The sequence below is a fragment of the Mycobacterium sp. NGS63 genome (assembly GCF_059812295.1).
The window spans coordinates 178,140-193,307 of record NZ_JCALCJ010000001.1 but is presented as its reverse complement, the minus strand read 5'-3'; the positions used below and the strand labels follow the sequence as shown (position 1 = coordinate 193,307).

General features: G+C 69.8%; 16 protein-coding genes. 7 read left to right on the top strand and 9 right to left on the bottom strand.

All coding sequences use genetic code 11. From position 1 onward, the window contains the following. Both AC5Y4Z_RS01005 and ypfJ read left to right on the top strand, forming a co-directional pair. The gene (locus AC5Y4Z_RS01005; protein ID WP_499960366.1) at positions 1–504 is read left to right on the top strand and encodes an SRPBCC family protein; all 504 of its coding nucleotides are present in this window, start codon (positions 1–3) and stop codon (positions 502–504) included. A gap of 9 nt (positions 505–513) precedes the next feature. Further along, positions 514–1,392, top strand: coding sequence for a KPN_02809 family neutral zinc metallopeptidase (gene ypfJ / locus AC5Y4Z_RS01000; RefSeq protein ID WP_499960365.1), 879 nt, complete (start codon positions 514–516; stop codon positions 1,390–1,392). 107 nt (positions 1,393–1,499) lie between these two features. Here the strand turns inward: ypfJ and AC5Y4Z_RS00995 are convergent, their stop codons facing one another. Next, entirely contained in the window at positions 1,500–2,366 is an 867-nt protein-coding gene (locus tag AC5Y4Z_RS00995; protein WP_499960364.1) for a dihydrodipicolinate synthase family protein, read from the bottom strand. 10 nt (positions 2,367–2,376) lie between these two features. After that, a complete protein-coding gene (locus tag AC5Y4Z_RS00990) occupies positions 2,377–3,162 on the bottom strand; it encodes an aldolase (protein ID WP_499960363.1) in 786 nt (261 codons plus the stop codon). Between the two features lie 50 nt (positions 3,163–3,212). Between AC5Y4Z_RS00990 and AC5Y4Z_RS00985 the strand changes: the two genes are divergently transcribed. Further along, complete coding sequence (locus AC5Y4Z_RS00985) at positions 3,213–3,719, top strand: helix-turn-helix domain-containing protein (protein WP_499960362.1); 507 nt, start codon at positions 3,213–3,215, stop codon at positions 3,717–3,719. Between the two features lie 4 nt (positions 3,720–3,723). Here the strand turns inward: AC5Y4Z_RS00985 and AC5Y4Z_RS00980 are convergent, their stop codons facing one another. Continuing rightward, entirely contained in the window at positions 3,724–4,161 is a 438-nt protein-coding gene (locus AC5Y4Z_RS00980; protein ID WP_499960361.1) for an Rv2576c family protein, read from the bottom strand. Between the two features lie 36 nt (positions 4,162–4,197). Here AC5Y4Z_RS00980 and AC5Y4Z_RS00975 point away from each other — a divergent pair, with 36 nt between their 5' ends. After that, complete coding sequence (locus tag AC5Y4Z_RS00975; protein ID WP_499960360.1) at positions 4,198–5,742, top strand: purple acid phosphatase family protein; 1,545 nt, start codon at positions 4,198–4,200, stop codon at positions 5,740–5,742. Between the two features lies 1 nt (position 5,743). Here AC5Y4Z_RS00975 and AC5Y4Z_RS00970 read toward each other — a convergent pair whose 3' ends face one another. From AC5Y4Z_RS00970 to AC5Y4Z_RS00955, 4 genes are all read right to left on the bottom strand, one after another. Then, entirely contained in the window at positions 5,744–6,751 is a 1,008-nt protein-coding gene (locus AC5Y4Z_RS00970) for an Rv2578c family radical SAM protein (protein WP_499960359.1), read from the bottom strand. A 35-nt stretch (positions 6,752–6,786) separates the two neighbouring features. Then, a complete protein-coding gene (locus tag AC5Y4Z_RS00965; RefSeq protein ID WP_499960358.1) occupies positions 6,787–8,094 on the bottom strand; it encodes a toll/interleukin-1 receptor domain-containing protein in 1,308 nt (435 codons plus the stop codon). Positions 8,095–8,158: 64 nt separating this feature from the next. Further along, complete coding sequence (locus AC5Y4Z_RS00960) at positions 8,159–8,470, bottom strand: PIN domain-containing protein (protein WP_499960357.1); 312 nt, start codon at positions 8,468–8,470, stop codon at positions 8,159–8,161. Next, the gene (locus AC5Y4Z_RS00955; protein WP_499960356.1) at positions 8,394–8,663 is read right to left on the bottom strand and encodes an AbrB/MazE/SpoVT family DNA-binding domain-containing protein; all 270 of its coding nucleotides are present in this window, start codon (positions 8,661–8,663) and stop codon (positions 8,394–8,396) included. Before AC5Y4Z_RS00955 ends, AC5Y4Z_RS00960 begins: the two co-directional genes overlap by 77 nt. Positions 8,664–8,910: 247 nt before the next feature. Between AC5Y4Z_RS00955 and AC5Y4Z_RS00950 the strand changes: the two genes are divergently transcribed. Beyond that, positions 8,911–10,281 (top strand): HNH endonuclease signature motif containing protein, encoded by a 1,371-nt coding sequence (locus AC5Y4Z_RS00950; protein ID WP_499960355.1) that lies wholly within the window; start codon positions 8,911–8,913, stop codon positions 10,279–10,281. A 148-nt stretch (positions 10,282–10,429) separates the two neighbouring features. Here the strand turns inward: AC5Y4Z_RS00950 and hisS are convergent, their stop codons facing one another. Both hisS and AC5Y4Z_RS00940 read right to left on the bottom strand, forming a co-directional pair. Further along, positions 10,430–11,692 (bottom strand): histidine--tRNA ligase, encoded by a 1,263-nt coding sequence (gene hisS, locus AC5Y4Z_RS00945; protein WP_499960354.1) that lies wholly within the window; start codon positions 11,690–11,692, stop codon positions 10,430–10,432. After that, positions 11,692–12,351, bottom strand: coding sequence for an MBL fold metallo-hydrolase (locus AC5Y4Z_RS00940; protein WP_499960353.1), 660 nt, complete (start codon positions 12,349–12,351; stop codon positions 11,692–11,694). The genes hisS and AC5Y4Z_RS00940 overlap by 1 nt, the downstream gene beginning before the upstream one ends. Positions 12,352–12,456: 105 nt before the next feature. Here AC5Y4Z_RS00940 and AC5Y4Z_RS00935 point away from each other — a divergent pair, with 105 nt between their 5' ends. Both AC5Y4Z_RS00935 and AC5Y4Z_RS00930 read left to right on the top strand, forming a co-directional pair. Next, positions 12,457–13,356 (top strand): peptidylprolyl isomerase, encoded by a 900-nt coding sequence (locus AC5Y4Z_RS00935; RefSeq protein WP_499960352.1) that lies wholly within the window; start codon positions 12,457–12,459, stop codon positions 13,354–13,356. Between the two features lie 76 nt (positions 13,357–13,432). Continuing rightward, positions 13,433–15,154, top strand: a complete 1,722-nt coding sequence (locus AC5Y4Z_RS00930) for a protein kinase domain-containing protein (protein ID WP_499960351.1) — start codon at positions 13,433–13,435, stop codon at positions 15,152–15,154. Positions 15,155–15,168: the final 14 nt, after the last annotated feature.

The window sequence follows — 15,168 nt, the reverse complement described above, 5'->3', positions numbered from 1 at the left end:
ATGTTCCCCTGCGAGCGCGTCGACCTGAGCTTTTTCGACAGCGCGCCACACGTGTTCCGCAACAGCGTCGACCTGGCGATCACCCCCGAGCAGCTGTTCGAGGTGCTCTCCGACGCCGAGTCCTGGCCGCGCTGGGCCGGCGTGATCACCAAGGTCACCTGGACCAGCCCCGAGCCGTTCGGCGTCGGCACCACGCGCACCGTCGAGATGCGCGGCGGGATCGTCGGCAACGAGGAGTTCCTCGCCTGGGAACCGTTCAGCCACATGGCATTCCGGTTCAACGAATGCTCGACGCAGACCGTCGCGGCGTTCGCCGAGGACTACCGGGTCGAGGTCATCCCGGGCGGCTGCCGGCTGACGTGGACCATGGCGCAGCATCCGGCCGGACCGTCGCGGTGGGCGATGCCGCTGGTCGGGCCGCTGCTGGACCTGGGCCTGCGCCGCTTTCTGCGCAACCTCCGCGACTACACCGACGCCCGGTTCTCGGCAACCCAGCAACGTTAGGAGCGTGCGATGACCTTCAACGAGGGCATGCAGATCGACACCAGCACCGCGTCATCGTCCGGTGGTGGCGGCGGCATGGGGATGGCCTTCGGGGGCGGCGGACTCGGCCTGCTGATCCTCATCGGCGCGCTGTTCTTCGGCGTCGACCCGGGCCGGGTGGTGAACTCCCAGCAGACGAACACCGGCGGCTACTCCGCGCCCGGTTTCGATTTGAGCCAGTGCAAGACCGGGGCCGACGCCAACAAGTACGTGCAATGCCGCGTCGTCGCCACGGGCAATTCCGTGGACGCGGTCTGGCATCAGCTGATGCCGAGCTACACGCGCCCGCAGGTGCGGCTGTTCACCCGTTCGGTCAACACCGGCTGCGGGCCCGCCACCACCTCGGTGGGGCCGTTCTATTGCCCGGTGGACCAGACGGCGTACTTCGACACCGACTTCTTCAGGGAGCTGGTCGACCGATTCGGTTCCAGCGGTGGGCCGTTCGCGCAGGAGTACGTGGTGGCCCACGAGTACGGCCACCACGTGCAGGACCTGCAGGGCGTGCTGGGCCGCTCCCAGCAGGGCGCGCAGGGCGCCGGCGGCAACGGCGTGCGCACCGAGCTGCAGGCCGACTGCTACGCCGGCATCTGGGCGCACTACGCGTCGACGGTCAAGCAGGAGAGCACCGGCGTGCCCTACCTGCAACCGTTGAGCGACAAGGACATTGCCGACGCCCTGTCGGCCGCGGCGTCGGTGGGCGACGACCGCATCCAGAAGGAGGCGACCGGGCGGGTCAACCCCGAGTCGTGGACGCACGGTTCGTCGGCGCAGCGGCAGAAATGGTTCACCACCGGCTACCAGACCGGCGACCCCAACAAGTGCGACACCTTCTCGGCGACGAACCTTTAGCCTCGCGCCGCGATCCAGTGTGAACTGAGGGCTTCGAGTGTGCTCCAGCGGCGGGAATCCGGCGATTTTTCCGCCCAGGATTCACACGCGAAGCCAAGGATTCACACTCAGCCCAGCAGCGCTTTCAGCTCGGCGCGGCCCTGCTCGTCGAGCGGCAGCAGCGGCGGGCGCGGGTCGCCGACCGGGAAGCCCAGCAGGTCCAGCCCGGCCTTCACGGTGGTGGCCAGGCCGCCCGCGACGATGAACTGCAGCAGCGGCTTGAGGTCGTCATAGAGGGCCTGGGCCTTGCCCAGGTCGTCCGCGCGCACCGCCTCGTACAGGTCGATGCACGGCCGCGGCCGCAAATTCGGTGCGGCCGTGCACCATCCGGACGCGCCGGCCTTCAGCGCGTCGAGCACCAGCGGGTTGCTGCCGTTGTAGAACGGCAGCCGCCCGCCCGACAACTCGGCGATGCGCCGCATCCGGGACAGGTCGCCGGTGGACTCCTTGACCATGGTGACGTTGTCGATGGTCTCGAACATCTCGACCAGCAGCTCGGGGCGCATGTCGACGCCGCTGGTGGCCGGGTTGTTGTAGGCCATGATCGGGATCGAAACGGCGTCGCTGACGCTGCGGTAGTGCTGGGCGATCTCGCGCTCGGTGAGCTTCCAGTAAGACACCGGCAGGATCATCAGCGCGTCGGCCCCGGCCTTTTGCGCGTAGGTCGCGCGCCGAATCGTCTTGGCGGTGGTCACATCCGAGACCCCGACCACCACCGGCACCCGCCCGGCGACCGCGCCGATCGTGGCGTCGACGACCGCGTCGAACTCCGGCTCCTCCAGGTAGGCCAGTTCGCCGGTGCTGCCCAGCGGGGCGATCGCATGCGCCCCGTCGGCGACGAGCCGCTCGACCAGCGCGGCCAGGCGCTCGGTGTCGATACCGTCGGCCGAGAACGGGGTGATCGGATAGGCGATGATGCCGTGGATGTCGCTCAAGGGGCTCCTTCTAGCTGGTCAGGACGTCGGGGTGGCGGGCCAGCGCCCGGCGGGCATAGTAGGCGAAGTTCGCGCGGCTGCGCTGCGGCGACAGCGTCCAGTCGTGGGCCTCGCGGGCCAGCTGCTCGGGCAGCTGCTTGACGGTGCCGGCGGCCATCGCGGCCAGCTGCAGCTTGGCGGCGCGCTCGATCAGGATGCCCAGCGAGCAGGCCTCCTCGACGCTGGCGCCGGCGATCACGTGGCCGTGGTGGGCCAGCAGGACCGCCTTCTTGTCGCCGAGCGCGGCGGAGATGATCTCGCCCTCCTCGTTGCCCACCGGCACGCCGGGCCACTCGGCAAGGAACGCGCAGTCGCCGTACAGCGGCGTGGTGTCCATGTGGGAGACGATCAGCGGGACCTCGAGCATCGACAGCGCCGCCACGTGGAAGGCGTGCGTGTGCACGATGCATTGCACGTCGGGCCGCGCGCGATAGATCCAGCTGTGAAAGCGGTTGGCGGGGTTGGGGATTCCGTCCCCGTCGAGGACGTTGAGGTCCTCGTCGACCAGCAGCAGGTTGGCGTCGGTGATCTCGTCGAACCCCAGGCCGAGCCGCTGGGTGTAGTAGGTGCCGTCGGCCTCGGCGCGCGCGGTGATCTGGCCGGCCAGACCGGAGTCGTGCCCCGCGTCGAACAACGCGCGGCAGGTCAGCGCGAGCTTCTGCCGGATGCTCAGCTGCGAATCCGCGAGGTTGGCGGTCAGCTGCTCGGCCGCCCGGCGCATCAGGTCGGATTTCGCATCGCTGAACGAGGTGGCCATATGACACAATGGTAGCAGCCAGGAAACCTTGTGTCATGGGAGGGTGTCAGGTGACGGCACTACTGCGGGCGGTCCGCCGGCAACGCGGCCTGACCCTCGAGCAACTCGCCGCCCAGACGGGCCTGACCAAGAGCTACCTGTCGAAGATCGAGCGCCGCCGGAGCACGCCGTCGATCGCGGTGGCCCTGCGGGTCGCGCGCGCGCTCGACGTCGACGTCGGGCGGCTGTTCTCCGACGAGGCGGCCGCGGAAAAGATCACCGTGGACCGGGCCGACGGAGGCGGCGAACGCTACCGGGCGCTGGCGTCGTCGCTGCTGGGAAAGTCCATGTCGCCGTTCGTGGTTCGCCCGACGGGCGACCCGGCCGACGATCCCCACCCCGAGCATGCCGGCCAGGAGTTCGTCTTCGTGCACGCCGGGCGGGTCGAGCTGGAGTACGGCGACCAGACGATCGCGCTCGGCGCCGGCGACAGCGCCTACTTCGACGCGTCGGTCAGCCACAAGATCCGCGCCGTCGGCGCCAAGCCGGCCGAGGTCGTCGTGGTCGCCAACGGCTAACCGCTCAGTGCCGGGCCCCGCAGGTGACGGTGGTGGTCGCGTCCTGCTGCGCCACCACCTGGCCGTCCACGGCGATCTCGCAGTGGAACTGCGCGGGGCCGTTGCCCGAATCCGGCCAGTGCAGCATGCCGCTGGCGGTGATGCTCGCCCACTGGGTCGGGTTCGCCAGGGTGGCGGTGTAGGTGACCGGCGCTCCCCCGCTGAGCGGCGCCTGCACACTTGTCATGAACTTCGACGGGTCGGCGTTGTAGGCGGCCTGGCTGGGCGGATCCGAACTCACGTAGTTGACCGTGGCGGTCAGGTTGTTCGGGCTCGTCACCGTGTACGTCACCTGGTGGCCGGCCGGATCTGCGGATGAGGTCCCGGGCACGGCTGCCACCGCTGCGGCCGCCGCAAACGTTGCCACGGCAACCTTGCTGGTCACTTTTCGCACGTTCGTCATATCGAAAACGCTACCGGATTCGTTACCTTGGGCCGCGTGAACGACGACCCGGGCATCACCCGCCGCAGGCTGCTGACGGCGAGCGCGGCCTCGGCCGCCCTCGGGGGCGGGTCGGTGCTGCTGTGGACGCATCGGCCGGGGCCTGCCGTCTGGTCGCGGCCGGATCGCACCGGCGCGCCGCCGGTGACCGGCTTGCACCTGCAGTTCGGCCGCGACGCCGCCACCGAGGTGGTGGTGTCGTGGCACACGACCGAGGCCGTGCGCAACCCGCGCGTCATGCTGGGCACCCCGGCGTCCGGGTTCGGGCGCACCGTCGCGGCCGAAACCCGCACCTACCGAGACGCCAAGTCGGGCACCGAGGTTCGCGTCAACCACGCGCGGCTGACGGGGCTGACCGCGGACACCGACTACGTCTACGCCGCGCTGCACGACGGCGCCGAACCCGCCCAGGGCACCATACGGACCGCCCCGTCGGGACGAAAGCCTTTGCGGTTCACCAGCTTCGGGGACCAGTCCACCCCGGCGCTGGCCAAGCTGCCCGACGGCAGGTACGCGACCGACAACATCGGGTCGCCCGCGGCCGCCGACACCACGCTGGCCATCGAGCGCCTCGGGCCGCTGTTCAACCTGGTGAACGGCGACCTGTGCTACGCCAACCTGGCGCACGACCGGATCCGCACCTGGTCGAACTGGTTCGAGAACAACACCCGCTCGGCGCGCTACCGGCCGTGGATGCCGGCCGCGGGCAACCACGAGAACGAATTGGGCAACGGGCCAATCGGTTACGCCGCCTATCAGGCATATTTCGCGCTGCCCGACTCGGGGTCGAGCCCGCAGACCCGCGGGCTGTGGTACGCGTTCACCGCCGGTTCGGTGCGGGTGATCAGCCTGGCCAACGACGACGTGGCCTACCAGGACGGCGGCAACTCCTACGTGCACGGCTACTCCGGCGGCGAGCAAAAGCGTTGGCTCGCGGCCGAATTGGCGGACGCGCGGCGGGATCCCGACGTGGATTGGGTCGTCGTATGCATGCACCAGACGGCGATCTCCACCGCAGACAGGTCCAACGGCGCCGACCTGGGCATCCGCGAGGAATGGCTGCCGCTGTTCGACCAGTATCGGGTGGACCTGGTGGTGTGCGGGCACGAGCACCACTACGAGCGGTCGCATCCGCTGCGCGGAACGCTGGGCACCGACACCCGCACGCCGATCCCCGTGGACACCCGCGCCGACCTCATCGACGCCACGCGCGGCACGGTGCACCTGGTGATCGGCGGCGGCGGCACGTCGGCGCCCAGCAACGGGTTCTTCTTCCCCGAGCCGCGCAGCCGGGTGCTGATGCGCGTCGGGGCCTTCGATCCCGGGATCGGCCGCAAGGCGCCGATCTACGTGGTGGAGGACGCGCCGTGGTCGGCGTTTCGCGACCGCGACAACCCTTACGGGTTTGTGTCTTTCGACGTCGATCCCGGACCGCCGGGCGGCAACACCTCGATCAAGGCCACGCACTACGCGGTGCGCGGGCCGTTCGGCGACGTCACCGCGGTGGACCAGTTCACGCTGACCAAGCCGCGGGCCGGTTGAGTCAAAACAGCGTCGGCTGAAGCGGTTCGGGCGCCGCCGCGGGTGCGCGTTGCACGGGGCGGTGGTCGCCACCGAGCCGATACTTGGCGATCAGCGGCGCGGCGCGTTCGCGCAGCGCTTCGCGGTAGGCCGGCGGCAGGTACGCGCCGCGGCGGTACAGCTCGCGGTATTTGCCGACCAGCTCGGGGTGCGAGCGGGCCAGCCAGGCCATGAACCAGCCGCGGGTCGTGCCGCGCAGGTGCAGCCCGAAGACCGTCACACCCGTGGCCCCGGCGGCCGCGATCTCGCCGAGCAACCCGTCGAGGTGCTCGGTCGAGTCGGTGAGGTGCGGGAGGACCGGGGCGACCATCACGTGGCAGCCCAGGCCGGCGTCGCGGATCGCGGAGATCAGCCCCAGGCGCGCCTGCGGCGTCGGCGTGCCGGGTTCGACGTCGCGGTGCAGGTCCGGGTCGCCGACCGCCAGCGACACCGCGACCGAGACCGAAACGTGTTGGGCCGCATCGGCGATCAGCGGCAGGTCGCGGCGCAGCAGCGTGCCCTTGGTCAGGATGGACAGCGGCGTGCCGGACCCGGCGAGCGCGCCGATGATGCCCGGCATCAGCGCGTAGCGCCCCTCGGCGCGCTGGTAGGGATCGGTGTTGGTGCCCAGCGCGACCGTCTCCCGCTGCCACGACGGCCGGTGCAGTTCGCGCTTGAGGACGTCGGCGACGTTGGTCTTGACCACCACCTGGGTGTCGAAGTCGGCGCCGGGATCGAAGTCCAGGTATTCGTGGGTGGGCCGCGCGAAACAGTAGCGGCAGGCGTGCGAGCAGCCGCGGTAGCCGTTGACGGTGTAGCGAAACGGCAGCGCCGCAGCATTGGGCACCTTGTTGAGCGCCGACTTGCACAGCACCTCGTGAAACGTGATGCCCTCGAATTGCGGCGCGCGCACGCTGCGGACGAGCCCGATCCGCTGCAGTCCCGGCAGCGCCCCGTCGTCGACGGTGACGGCCTGGTTGGCCCAGCGCATACCCTATTCGAACAACAGTTCGATGCGAAGTCAAGCTACCGTCGGCATCCGGCGTAACGGGGTTCGTCGGCCCCGGGACCGTCGCACGTCGTGCGGTTCTGGAAGACGGTGGTGTGCGCCAGGCCCTTGGTCCCGAACGCCACCAGCGGCACCGCCACGACGAGCACCACGACGGCGACGATCTGGGCGGCGGACGGGCGACGCGCGGCTTCGGCGGCCTGCACCTTCAGCAGTGACTGGCCGACGCGGGGTTTTCCTCTGGCCGGCCGGTAGATCCAATTCCAGGCGATGTACACCAACGCGATGAAGGCCACGGCATATATCGCGGTGGCCCCGTTCGACGACACGTCCTTGCGACACCAGTGCCAGGTGATGGCGGGCGATTCCCAGACCGTGGTGCCACACGACTGCCGCGCGGTGGCGACCGCGAGGCCGTACCCGATAACCCACAGGATCGCGAGCGGGATCAGGTCGAGGATCACGGCGCCGACGCGGCGTCCCGGTGGGGCCTGCGGCATGGGCGGTGTCGCCTGCGTCGGAGCCGGGCGCGGCGGCGGGGGCTTCGGGTCGGGGGCTACGCGCGCGTCACGCGGGGCACGCGGCCGGGGCGCCGGGGGCGGGGGGACGGGATCGAGGATCGGGGATTTGGCCGCGGGTCGCGCGGCGGGGGGTTGTATAGGCGACTCGGTGGCGAGCGAGGCGAGGATGGCTTCCACATCGGTGCGGGTGCGGTGGGTGGCGTCTTCGCGGTCGTGCAGCTTGGTCAACAGCATCACGATGTCGTTGCGCGCGGCCTCGTGCTCGCCGTCTTCGCCGAGCCCCACCTGCAGCTGGGCGATGAGGGCGGCCTGATCCCGCGGGGTGAGGTAGTCGGGGCTGGAGATCGTGGTGTAGAGCCGGATCAGGTATTCGAACGGCACCGGCGGTTCGGGCGGCAGCGGTGCGGGCAGCGGCTGGCGCCGTGAGCGTTCCCGATTCAGCGCGGCGATGAGCCGCATGCCGGTGTTGGGTGTCTGGTGGCGATAGTCGATGGCCTGCACCGTGGCCACGGGGTTGAGCGACATGCTGTCGACCGGGCCGACTTGCACAGGAAGGATCGGCAACCCGAGGGCCCGCGCGTACTGCAGTTCGGCTTGGCACGGTTTGGATTCGATGGAGTTCTGCGACAGCGCGAGGATGAACACGTCGCAGCCGCGGATCTGTTCGAGAATCGCGCGCCACCAGGCTTCGCCCCCGGCGAGGCGCTGGTCCAGCCACACCTGTTCGTCGGCGTCCTGCAGATCCTGCGTGAGGCCTTTGACCGCGTCCTTGTCACGACTGGAGTAGCTGACGAAAACCGTCATGCGGTGACTCCTAGCTGAGCCCGGTATGCGTAGGTGCAGCATAGCGACGGGTCGCGGCGGGGCCCTAGCGAATGAGCCGAACCTCGATCGGCAGGTCGAGGTTCGCCCAGGCGCGATCGGCGGTCAGCACGATCGGGGGCGTGGTGCGGATAGCCAACGCAAGGCAGCACCGGTCGCCGAGGGAGAGCTGCGGGCCGCCCGTAATGGAGCGCAGGGCGCCCGCAAGCTCCGCGTCATCGGCGGTCAATGGCTCGATGGCGACACCGGCGGCGACCACAAGTTGGCGGATGCTCGACGCGTCAATCTGCGCGTCGACCAACTTGCCGATGACCTCGGCGAGGTTCGGCGCGGCGCTCCGCGATGAGCTCGTCCACAAGGGAACGATTCGGCGCCTTCCCCCGGCCGAGCGCGCGGATTCCGTCGATCGCGTCCGAGGACCTTTCCAGGACGATCCGCGGTCCGTCACGGCGAACGTGGAGCTGATCGCCCGGCGAACGCCCAAGCGCCTCGCGTATGTCAGCGGGTATGACGAGCCGGCCCTGCTTGCCGAGCGTGCGCGTGGCACTCATGCATGGAATGTGGCACCGCTATGGGCTTTGTGACACGCGGTACGCGCCCGCAACCCGCGCACCGACGACCCAGGTCCGCTTAGGATCGGGTCGCCACCATCGAAATAGTGACGATGCGATGGAACCGGAGCCCGGGCTTCTGCGTCTAACGGCCAGCTACCGGTTCGTCGAAATCCCTTGTGTCACTTTGGTTTCTGTAGTCACATTCGGGGGTTTCTTGTCGGTGGTGCTTCGTAGTGTCGGGGGCATGGGTTGCAGCAGTCGTGAACAGATCGTCGAGGCCTTCGACGCGCTCGATGCCGACCTGGACCGGGTGGGCGCGCTGTCGTATGACGCTTTGACGACTCCGGAGCGGTTGCGGGTGTTGCAGCGCCTGGAGCGATCCGCGCGGCGGCTGCGCTCCCCCCAACACACGCTGATCAACGAGCTCGACGCCCAGGCCGGCCCCGCCGAACTGGGTGGCAGCCTGCGCACCGCGCTGGCCGACCGGTTGCGGATCACGCCGGCGGAGGCGTCGCGGCGCATCGGAGAGGCCGAGGATCTCGGCGCGCGCCGCGCCCTGACCGGACAGCCATTGGCGCCGCAGCTTGCCGCGACCGCGGCCGCCCACCGCGACGGGCTGATCGGCGACGGGCACATCAAGATCATCCGCGACTTTTTCGCCCACCTGCCCGAGCAGGTCGACGCCGCCACCCGCGCCGCCGCCGACAAAGACCTGGCAACCAAAGCCACCCACTACCGCCCCGACGAGGTCGCCCAATACGCCAAGCGAATCATGGACTGGATCCACCCCGACGGCGACTTCAACGACCGCGAGCGCGCCCGCCGCCGCGGCATCGTCTTCGGCAAGCAGGAATTCGACGGCATGTCACGCATCAGCGGGCTGGTCACCCCCGAGCTGCGCGCGGCCATCGAGGCGCTGTTGGCCAAGCTGGCCGCCCCCGGCGCCTGCAACCCCGACGACGACACCCCCGTCGTCGACGACACCCCCGACGACGAGGCGGTGCGCCGCGACACCCGCAGCACCGCCCAGCGCAACCACGACGCCTTCCTTGCCGCGCTGCGCGCCCTGTTCGCCTGCGGAAAGCTGGGATCGCACAACGGGCTACCGGTAGGGATTGTCGCCATCGCCTCGTTGCAAGATCTGGAGGCGGCCGCCGGCAAGGCCCTGACCGCCGGCGGTAGCCTGCTGCCGATGGCCGACGTGATCCGCATGGCCTCCCATGCTCACCATTACCTGGCGATTTTCCACGACGGCAAGCCGTTGGCGCTGTATCACACCAGACGCCTGGCCTCCCCGGCCCAGCGAATCGTGTTGTATGCCCGCGATCGCGGCTGCACCAAGCCGGGCTGTACCGCCCCGGCCTACCACAGCCAGGTCCACCACCTCAAAGGCTGGCAGACCACCCACCGCACCGACATCGACGACCTCACCCTGGCCTGCGGCCCCGACAACCGCCTGGCCGAAGAGGGCTGGACCACCCGCCTCGACGCCCGAGGCGAAACCGAATGGATCCCACCAGCACACCTGGATCACGGACAGCCCAGGACGAATTCGTACCATCATCCCGAACGCTTCGTACGCGACGACCAACACGACGACGAAGACGACCCCTAGCTACTTCGACCTGCAGACCCGTCGCCACGCCGCGACTTTTTCAGGTCGAAGTAGCTGGCCGTATGTGCGGCCAACGCGGCCGCGACGAACCTCATCGCGTTTTTCATACAAACCGTCGCAACCCATGCGCGACGACGCGCGCCCGGGCTCAGCCGCCGAGCCGCCCCAGCACGTCGGCGACGACGGAGTCCGCCGGCACCGAATCCTGCTCCCCCGACGCGAGATCCTTCACGCCGACCGTCCCGGCCTCGAGGTCACGGTCGCCGGCCACCAGCGCGATGCGGGCGCCGGAGCGGTCGGCCGCGCGCATCGCGCCCTTGAGCCCGCGGTCGCCGTAGGCGAGGTCGACGCGCACACCGGCGGCGCGCAGCCGCGCCGCGAGCACCGCCAGCCGCAGCTTGGCGGCCTCGCTCAGCGGCACCCCGTACACGTCGCAGCGCGCGGCCTCCCCCACGCTCTTGCCCTCGGCGCGCAGCGCCAGCAGAGTACGGTCCACCCCGAGCCCAAACCCGATGCCGGACAGGTCTTGTCCGCCGAGCTCGCGCATCAGGCCGTCGTAGCGGCCGCCGCCGCCGATCCCCGACTGCGCGCCCAGCCCGTCGTGCACGAACTCGAAGGTGGTCTTGGTGTAGTAGTCCAGCCCGCGCACCATGCGCGGGTTGATGACGTACGGAACGCCGAGCGCGTCGAGGTGCGCCAGCACCGTGTCGAAGTGCTGCTTGGCGGCATCGGACAGGTGATCGAGCAGCACCGGCGCGTCGGCCGTCATCGCGCGCACGGCGGGGCGTTTGTCGTCCAGCACGCGCAGCGGGTTGATCTCGGCGCGTCGCCGCGTCTCCTCGTCGAGGTCGAGCCCAAACAGGAACTCCTGCAACAGTTCCCGATACGCCGGGCGGCAGGTGTCGTCGCCCAGCGAGGTGATCTCCAGCCGGAACCCGTCGAGGCCCAGCGCGCGGAAGCCGGCGTCGGCGACGGCGATCACCTCGGCGTCCAGCGCCGGATCGTCGACGCCGATCGCCTCCACCCCCACCTGCTGCAGCTGGCGATACCGTCCGGCCTGCGGGCGTTCGTAGCGGAAAAACGGCCCCGCGTAACACAGTTTCACCGGCAGCGCGCCACGGTCGAGGCCGTGTTCGATCACCGCGCGCACCACCCCGGCCGTGCCCTCGGGCCGCAGCGTCACCGAACGGTCGCCGCGGTCGGCGAACGTGTACATCTCCTTGGACACCACGTCGGTGGATTCGCCCACGCCGCGGGCGAACAGCGCGGTGTCCTCGAAGATCGGCAGCTCGATGTCGCCGTAGCCGGCCCGGTGCGCGGCGCGCAGCAGCCCGTCGCGCACCGCGACGAACTGCGCCGAATCGGGCGGGACGTAGTCCGGCACCCCCTTAGGGGCAGCAAACTCCGCCACTAGCCCAGGCCCTCGAGGAACGGGTTGAACCGCCGCTCCGCGCCGATGGTGGTCGACGGGCCGTGCCCGGGCAGCACGACAGTGTCGTCGTCGAGCACCCACAGCTTGTCGAGGATCGACGTCAGCAGGTCGCGGCCGCTGCCGCCGAACAGGTCCGTGCGGCCCACCGAGCGCTCGAACAGGGTGTCGCCCGTGAAGACGACATCCTTGTCCGACGCGACCCGGAACACCACCGACCCCCGCGTGTGGCCGGGCGTGTGGTCGACGTTGACGGTCACGCTGCCCAGGTCGAGCTTGTCGCCGTCGCGATCCAGCTCGACCACCTGCTTGGGCTCGCGCCAAAAGGCGCCGGCGACCATCTGCGCCAGCCGCGGACCGAGGCCGTAGATGGGGTCGGTCAGCATGAACCGGTCCTCGGGATGGATGTAGGTGGGGCAGCCGTAGGTGTCGGAGACCTTCTGGGCCGACCACATGTGGTCGATGTGCCCGTGGGTCAGCAGCACCGCGGCCGGGGTCAGCCGGTTCTCGTCGAGGATCCGCCGCAGCGGGCCCATCGCACGCTGGCCGGGATCGACGATGACGGCGTCCGTTCCGGGCCGCTCGGCCAGCACGTAGCAGTTGCACGCCAACATGCCGGCGGGAAATCCGGTGATCAACACGCTTCCCAGTTTCCCACGCAACCCGGTTGACACCGGTCACGGCGCCCACATTAGCCTGGGCTGGCTACCCCCCTGGCCCGACGACCAGCATGGAGGCAACCGGCCGTGCCGACCAACGAACAGCGACGCGCCAACGCCAAGCGCAAACTCGAACGGCAGCTGGAGCGCCGCGCGAAGCAGGCCAAGAGGCGCCGGATCACGGTGATCGCCGCCGGTTCGATCGTGGCGGTGGCCGTGATCGCCGCGGTGGTGATCGCGATCGTCACCAACGAGCACGAGCACAAGAGCAACACCGCGAAACCCAGCAGCACCGCGGCGAGCAGCTCGCCGCAATCCACCACGCCCGCCGGCCCGACGCCGCCCGTCCCGCCGCTGCCGGCGTTCAAGCCGTCGGCCGACCTGGGCGCCAACTGCCAATACCCGGCGACGCCGCAGGAACCGGCCGCCAAGCCGGTCAAGGCGCCGCGCACCGGCAAGATCCCGACCGACCCGGCGCAGGTGAGCGCGAGCATGGTGACCAGCCAGGGCAACGTCGGGCTGATGCTCGCCAACAACGAATCACCGTGCACGGTCAACAGTTTCGCGAGCCTGATCGGCCAGAAATACTTCGACGGCACCAAATGCCATCGGCTGACCACCTCGCCGTCGCTCGGCGTGCTGCAGTGCGGCGACCCCAAGGGCGACGGCACCGGCGGCCCTGGCTACCAATTCGCCAACGAGTACCCCACCAACCAGTACCCGCCGAACGACCCCAAGGCGCAGGAGCCGGTGCTCTACCCGCGCGGCACGCTGGCGATGGCGAATGCCGGGCCGGGCACCAACGGCAGCCAGTTCTTCATGGTCTACAAGGACTCCCAGCTGCCGCCGCAATACACCGTCTTCGGCACCATTCAGCCCGACGGGCTGGCCACCCTGGACAAGATCGCCAAGGCCGGCGTCGCCGGCGGCGGCGAAGACGGGCCACCGGCCACCGAGGTCACCATCAAGTCGGTGCTGCTCGACTAACCCCAAGCGACACAACACAGGTCGCGGTTGGCGAGAATGGCCAGACTCGCGCCATCGACCGTTTAGGGTTCGTGGGGTGAGTATTGACCCGGAGACATTCGGTCATTACCAAATTCAGGGGTTGCTGGGCCGCGGCGGCATGGGACGCGTGTACCGCGCCTACGACCCCACCACCGATCGGGTAGTGGCCCTCAAAGTGCTCCCGCCGCATCTGGCCGAGGATCAGGACTTCCAGCACCGCTTCCGGCGCGAGGCGCGCATCGCGGCCAGCCTCAACGACCCGCACGTGGTGCCCATCCACGGCTACGGCGAGATCGACGGCCGGCTCTACGTCGACATGCGGCTGATCGAGGGCCGCGACCTGTCGGAGTACATCGCCGAGAACGGCGGCCGGCTGAGCCCCGCGCGCACCGTCGCGGTGATCGAACAGGTTGCGGCGGCGCTGGATACCGCGCACGGGGTGGGCCTGATCCACCGCGACATCAAGCCGAAGAACATCTTGGTCACCAAGGCCCGGGACTTCGTCTACCTGATCGACTTCGGCCTCGCCCGCGCGCAGACCGACACCCAGCTCACCGGCACCGGCGCCACGATGGGCACCGTGGCGTACCTGGCGCCCGAGCGCTTCCGCGGCTCGACGGACCACCGCGCCGACGTGTACTCGCTGGCCTGCGTGCTCTACGAGTGCCTCACCGGCGGCCGCCCCTACCCCGGCGACAGCCTCGAGGAGCAGCTGAACGCGCACGTGAACACGCCCCCGCCGCGGGCGTCGATCATCGCCCCCGGAGTCCCGCCGGCCTTCGACGCGGTGATCGCCAAGGGAATGGCCAAGGACGTCAACGCGCGCTACCAGACGGCGATGGAACTCGCCGAGGCCGCGCGCGCGGCGCTGTCGGATCCCCGCGACCCGGCGTCCGTCCCCCCGCCGACGGCGGCGCCCGCGCGCCCGGCGCCGCCGGCGAAGACGTTCAACCGGCGCCTGGCGGTGGGGATCGTGGCCGGGTCGCTCGTCGCGCTCGCCGCGGTGGTCGCGCTGGTCATCTCGCTGGTGACCCAGAGCCACGGCCACACCGACAGCGCGGCGTCGAGCTCGCCGACGCGCGCCCGGGGGGCGGCGCGGCCGGGTTCGGTCCCCGGGTCGACGGGGCCCGTCGCGAGCGTGCCGCCGTTGCCGGCGTTCGCGCCGCCGCCCGACGTCGGCGCCAACTGCCAATACCCGCCGGCGCCGGACGCTTCCGTCAAGCCCGTCAACCCGCCGCCGTCGGGACGGGTGTCCACCCAGCCGGCGCAGATCCACGCCACCATCGCCACCAACTTCGGTGACATCGGCATCCAGCTGGCCAACAACGAATCCCCCTGCACCGTCAACAGTTTCGAGAGCCTGGCGCGCCAGCAATTCTTCGACAACACCGAATGCGGGCGAATTATCGACGAGCCCGAAGGCGGCACGCTGTTGTGCGGCGGCCCCGACAGCGCGGGCTCCGGCGGCCCGGGTTACGAATACGCCGACGAATACCCCACCAACCAATACAAGCCCGACGATCCCGCGCTCAAGGAGACGGTGATCTATCCGCGCGGGACGGTCGCGATGGCGACCTCCGGCCCCAACACCAACGAGAGCCAGTTCTTCATGGTGTTCCGGGACACCGAGACCGAGCCCACCTCGACGGTGTTCGGCACCGTCGACGAGGCGGGCCTGCAGATTCTGGACAAGATCGCCAAGGTGGGCGTGGCCGGCCACCGCAGCCGGGGCAATCCCGCCAACCCGGTCACTATCACCTCGGTGCGCCTGGGCTGAGCCTTACGCTTTGG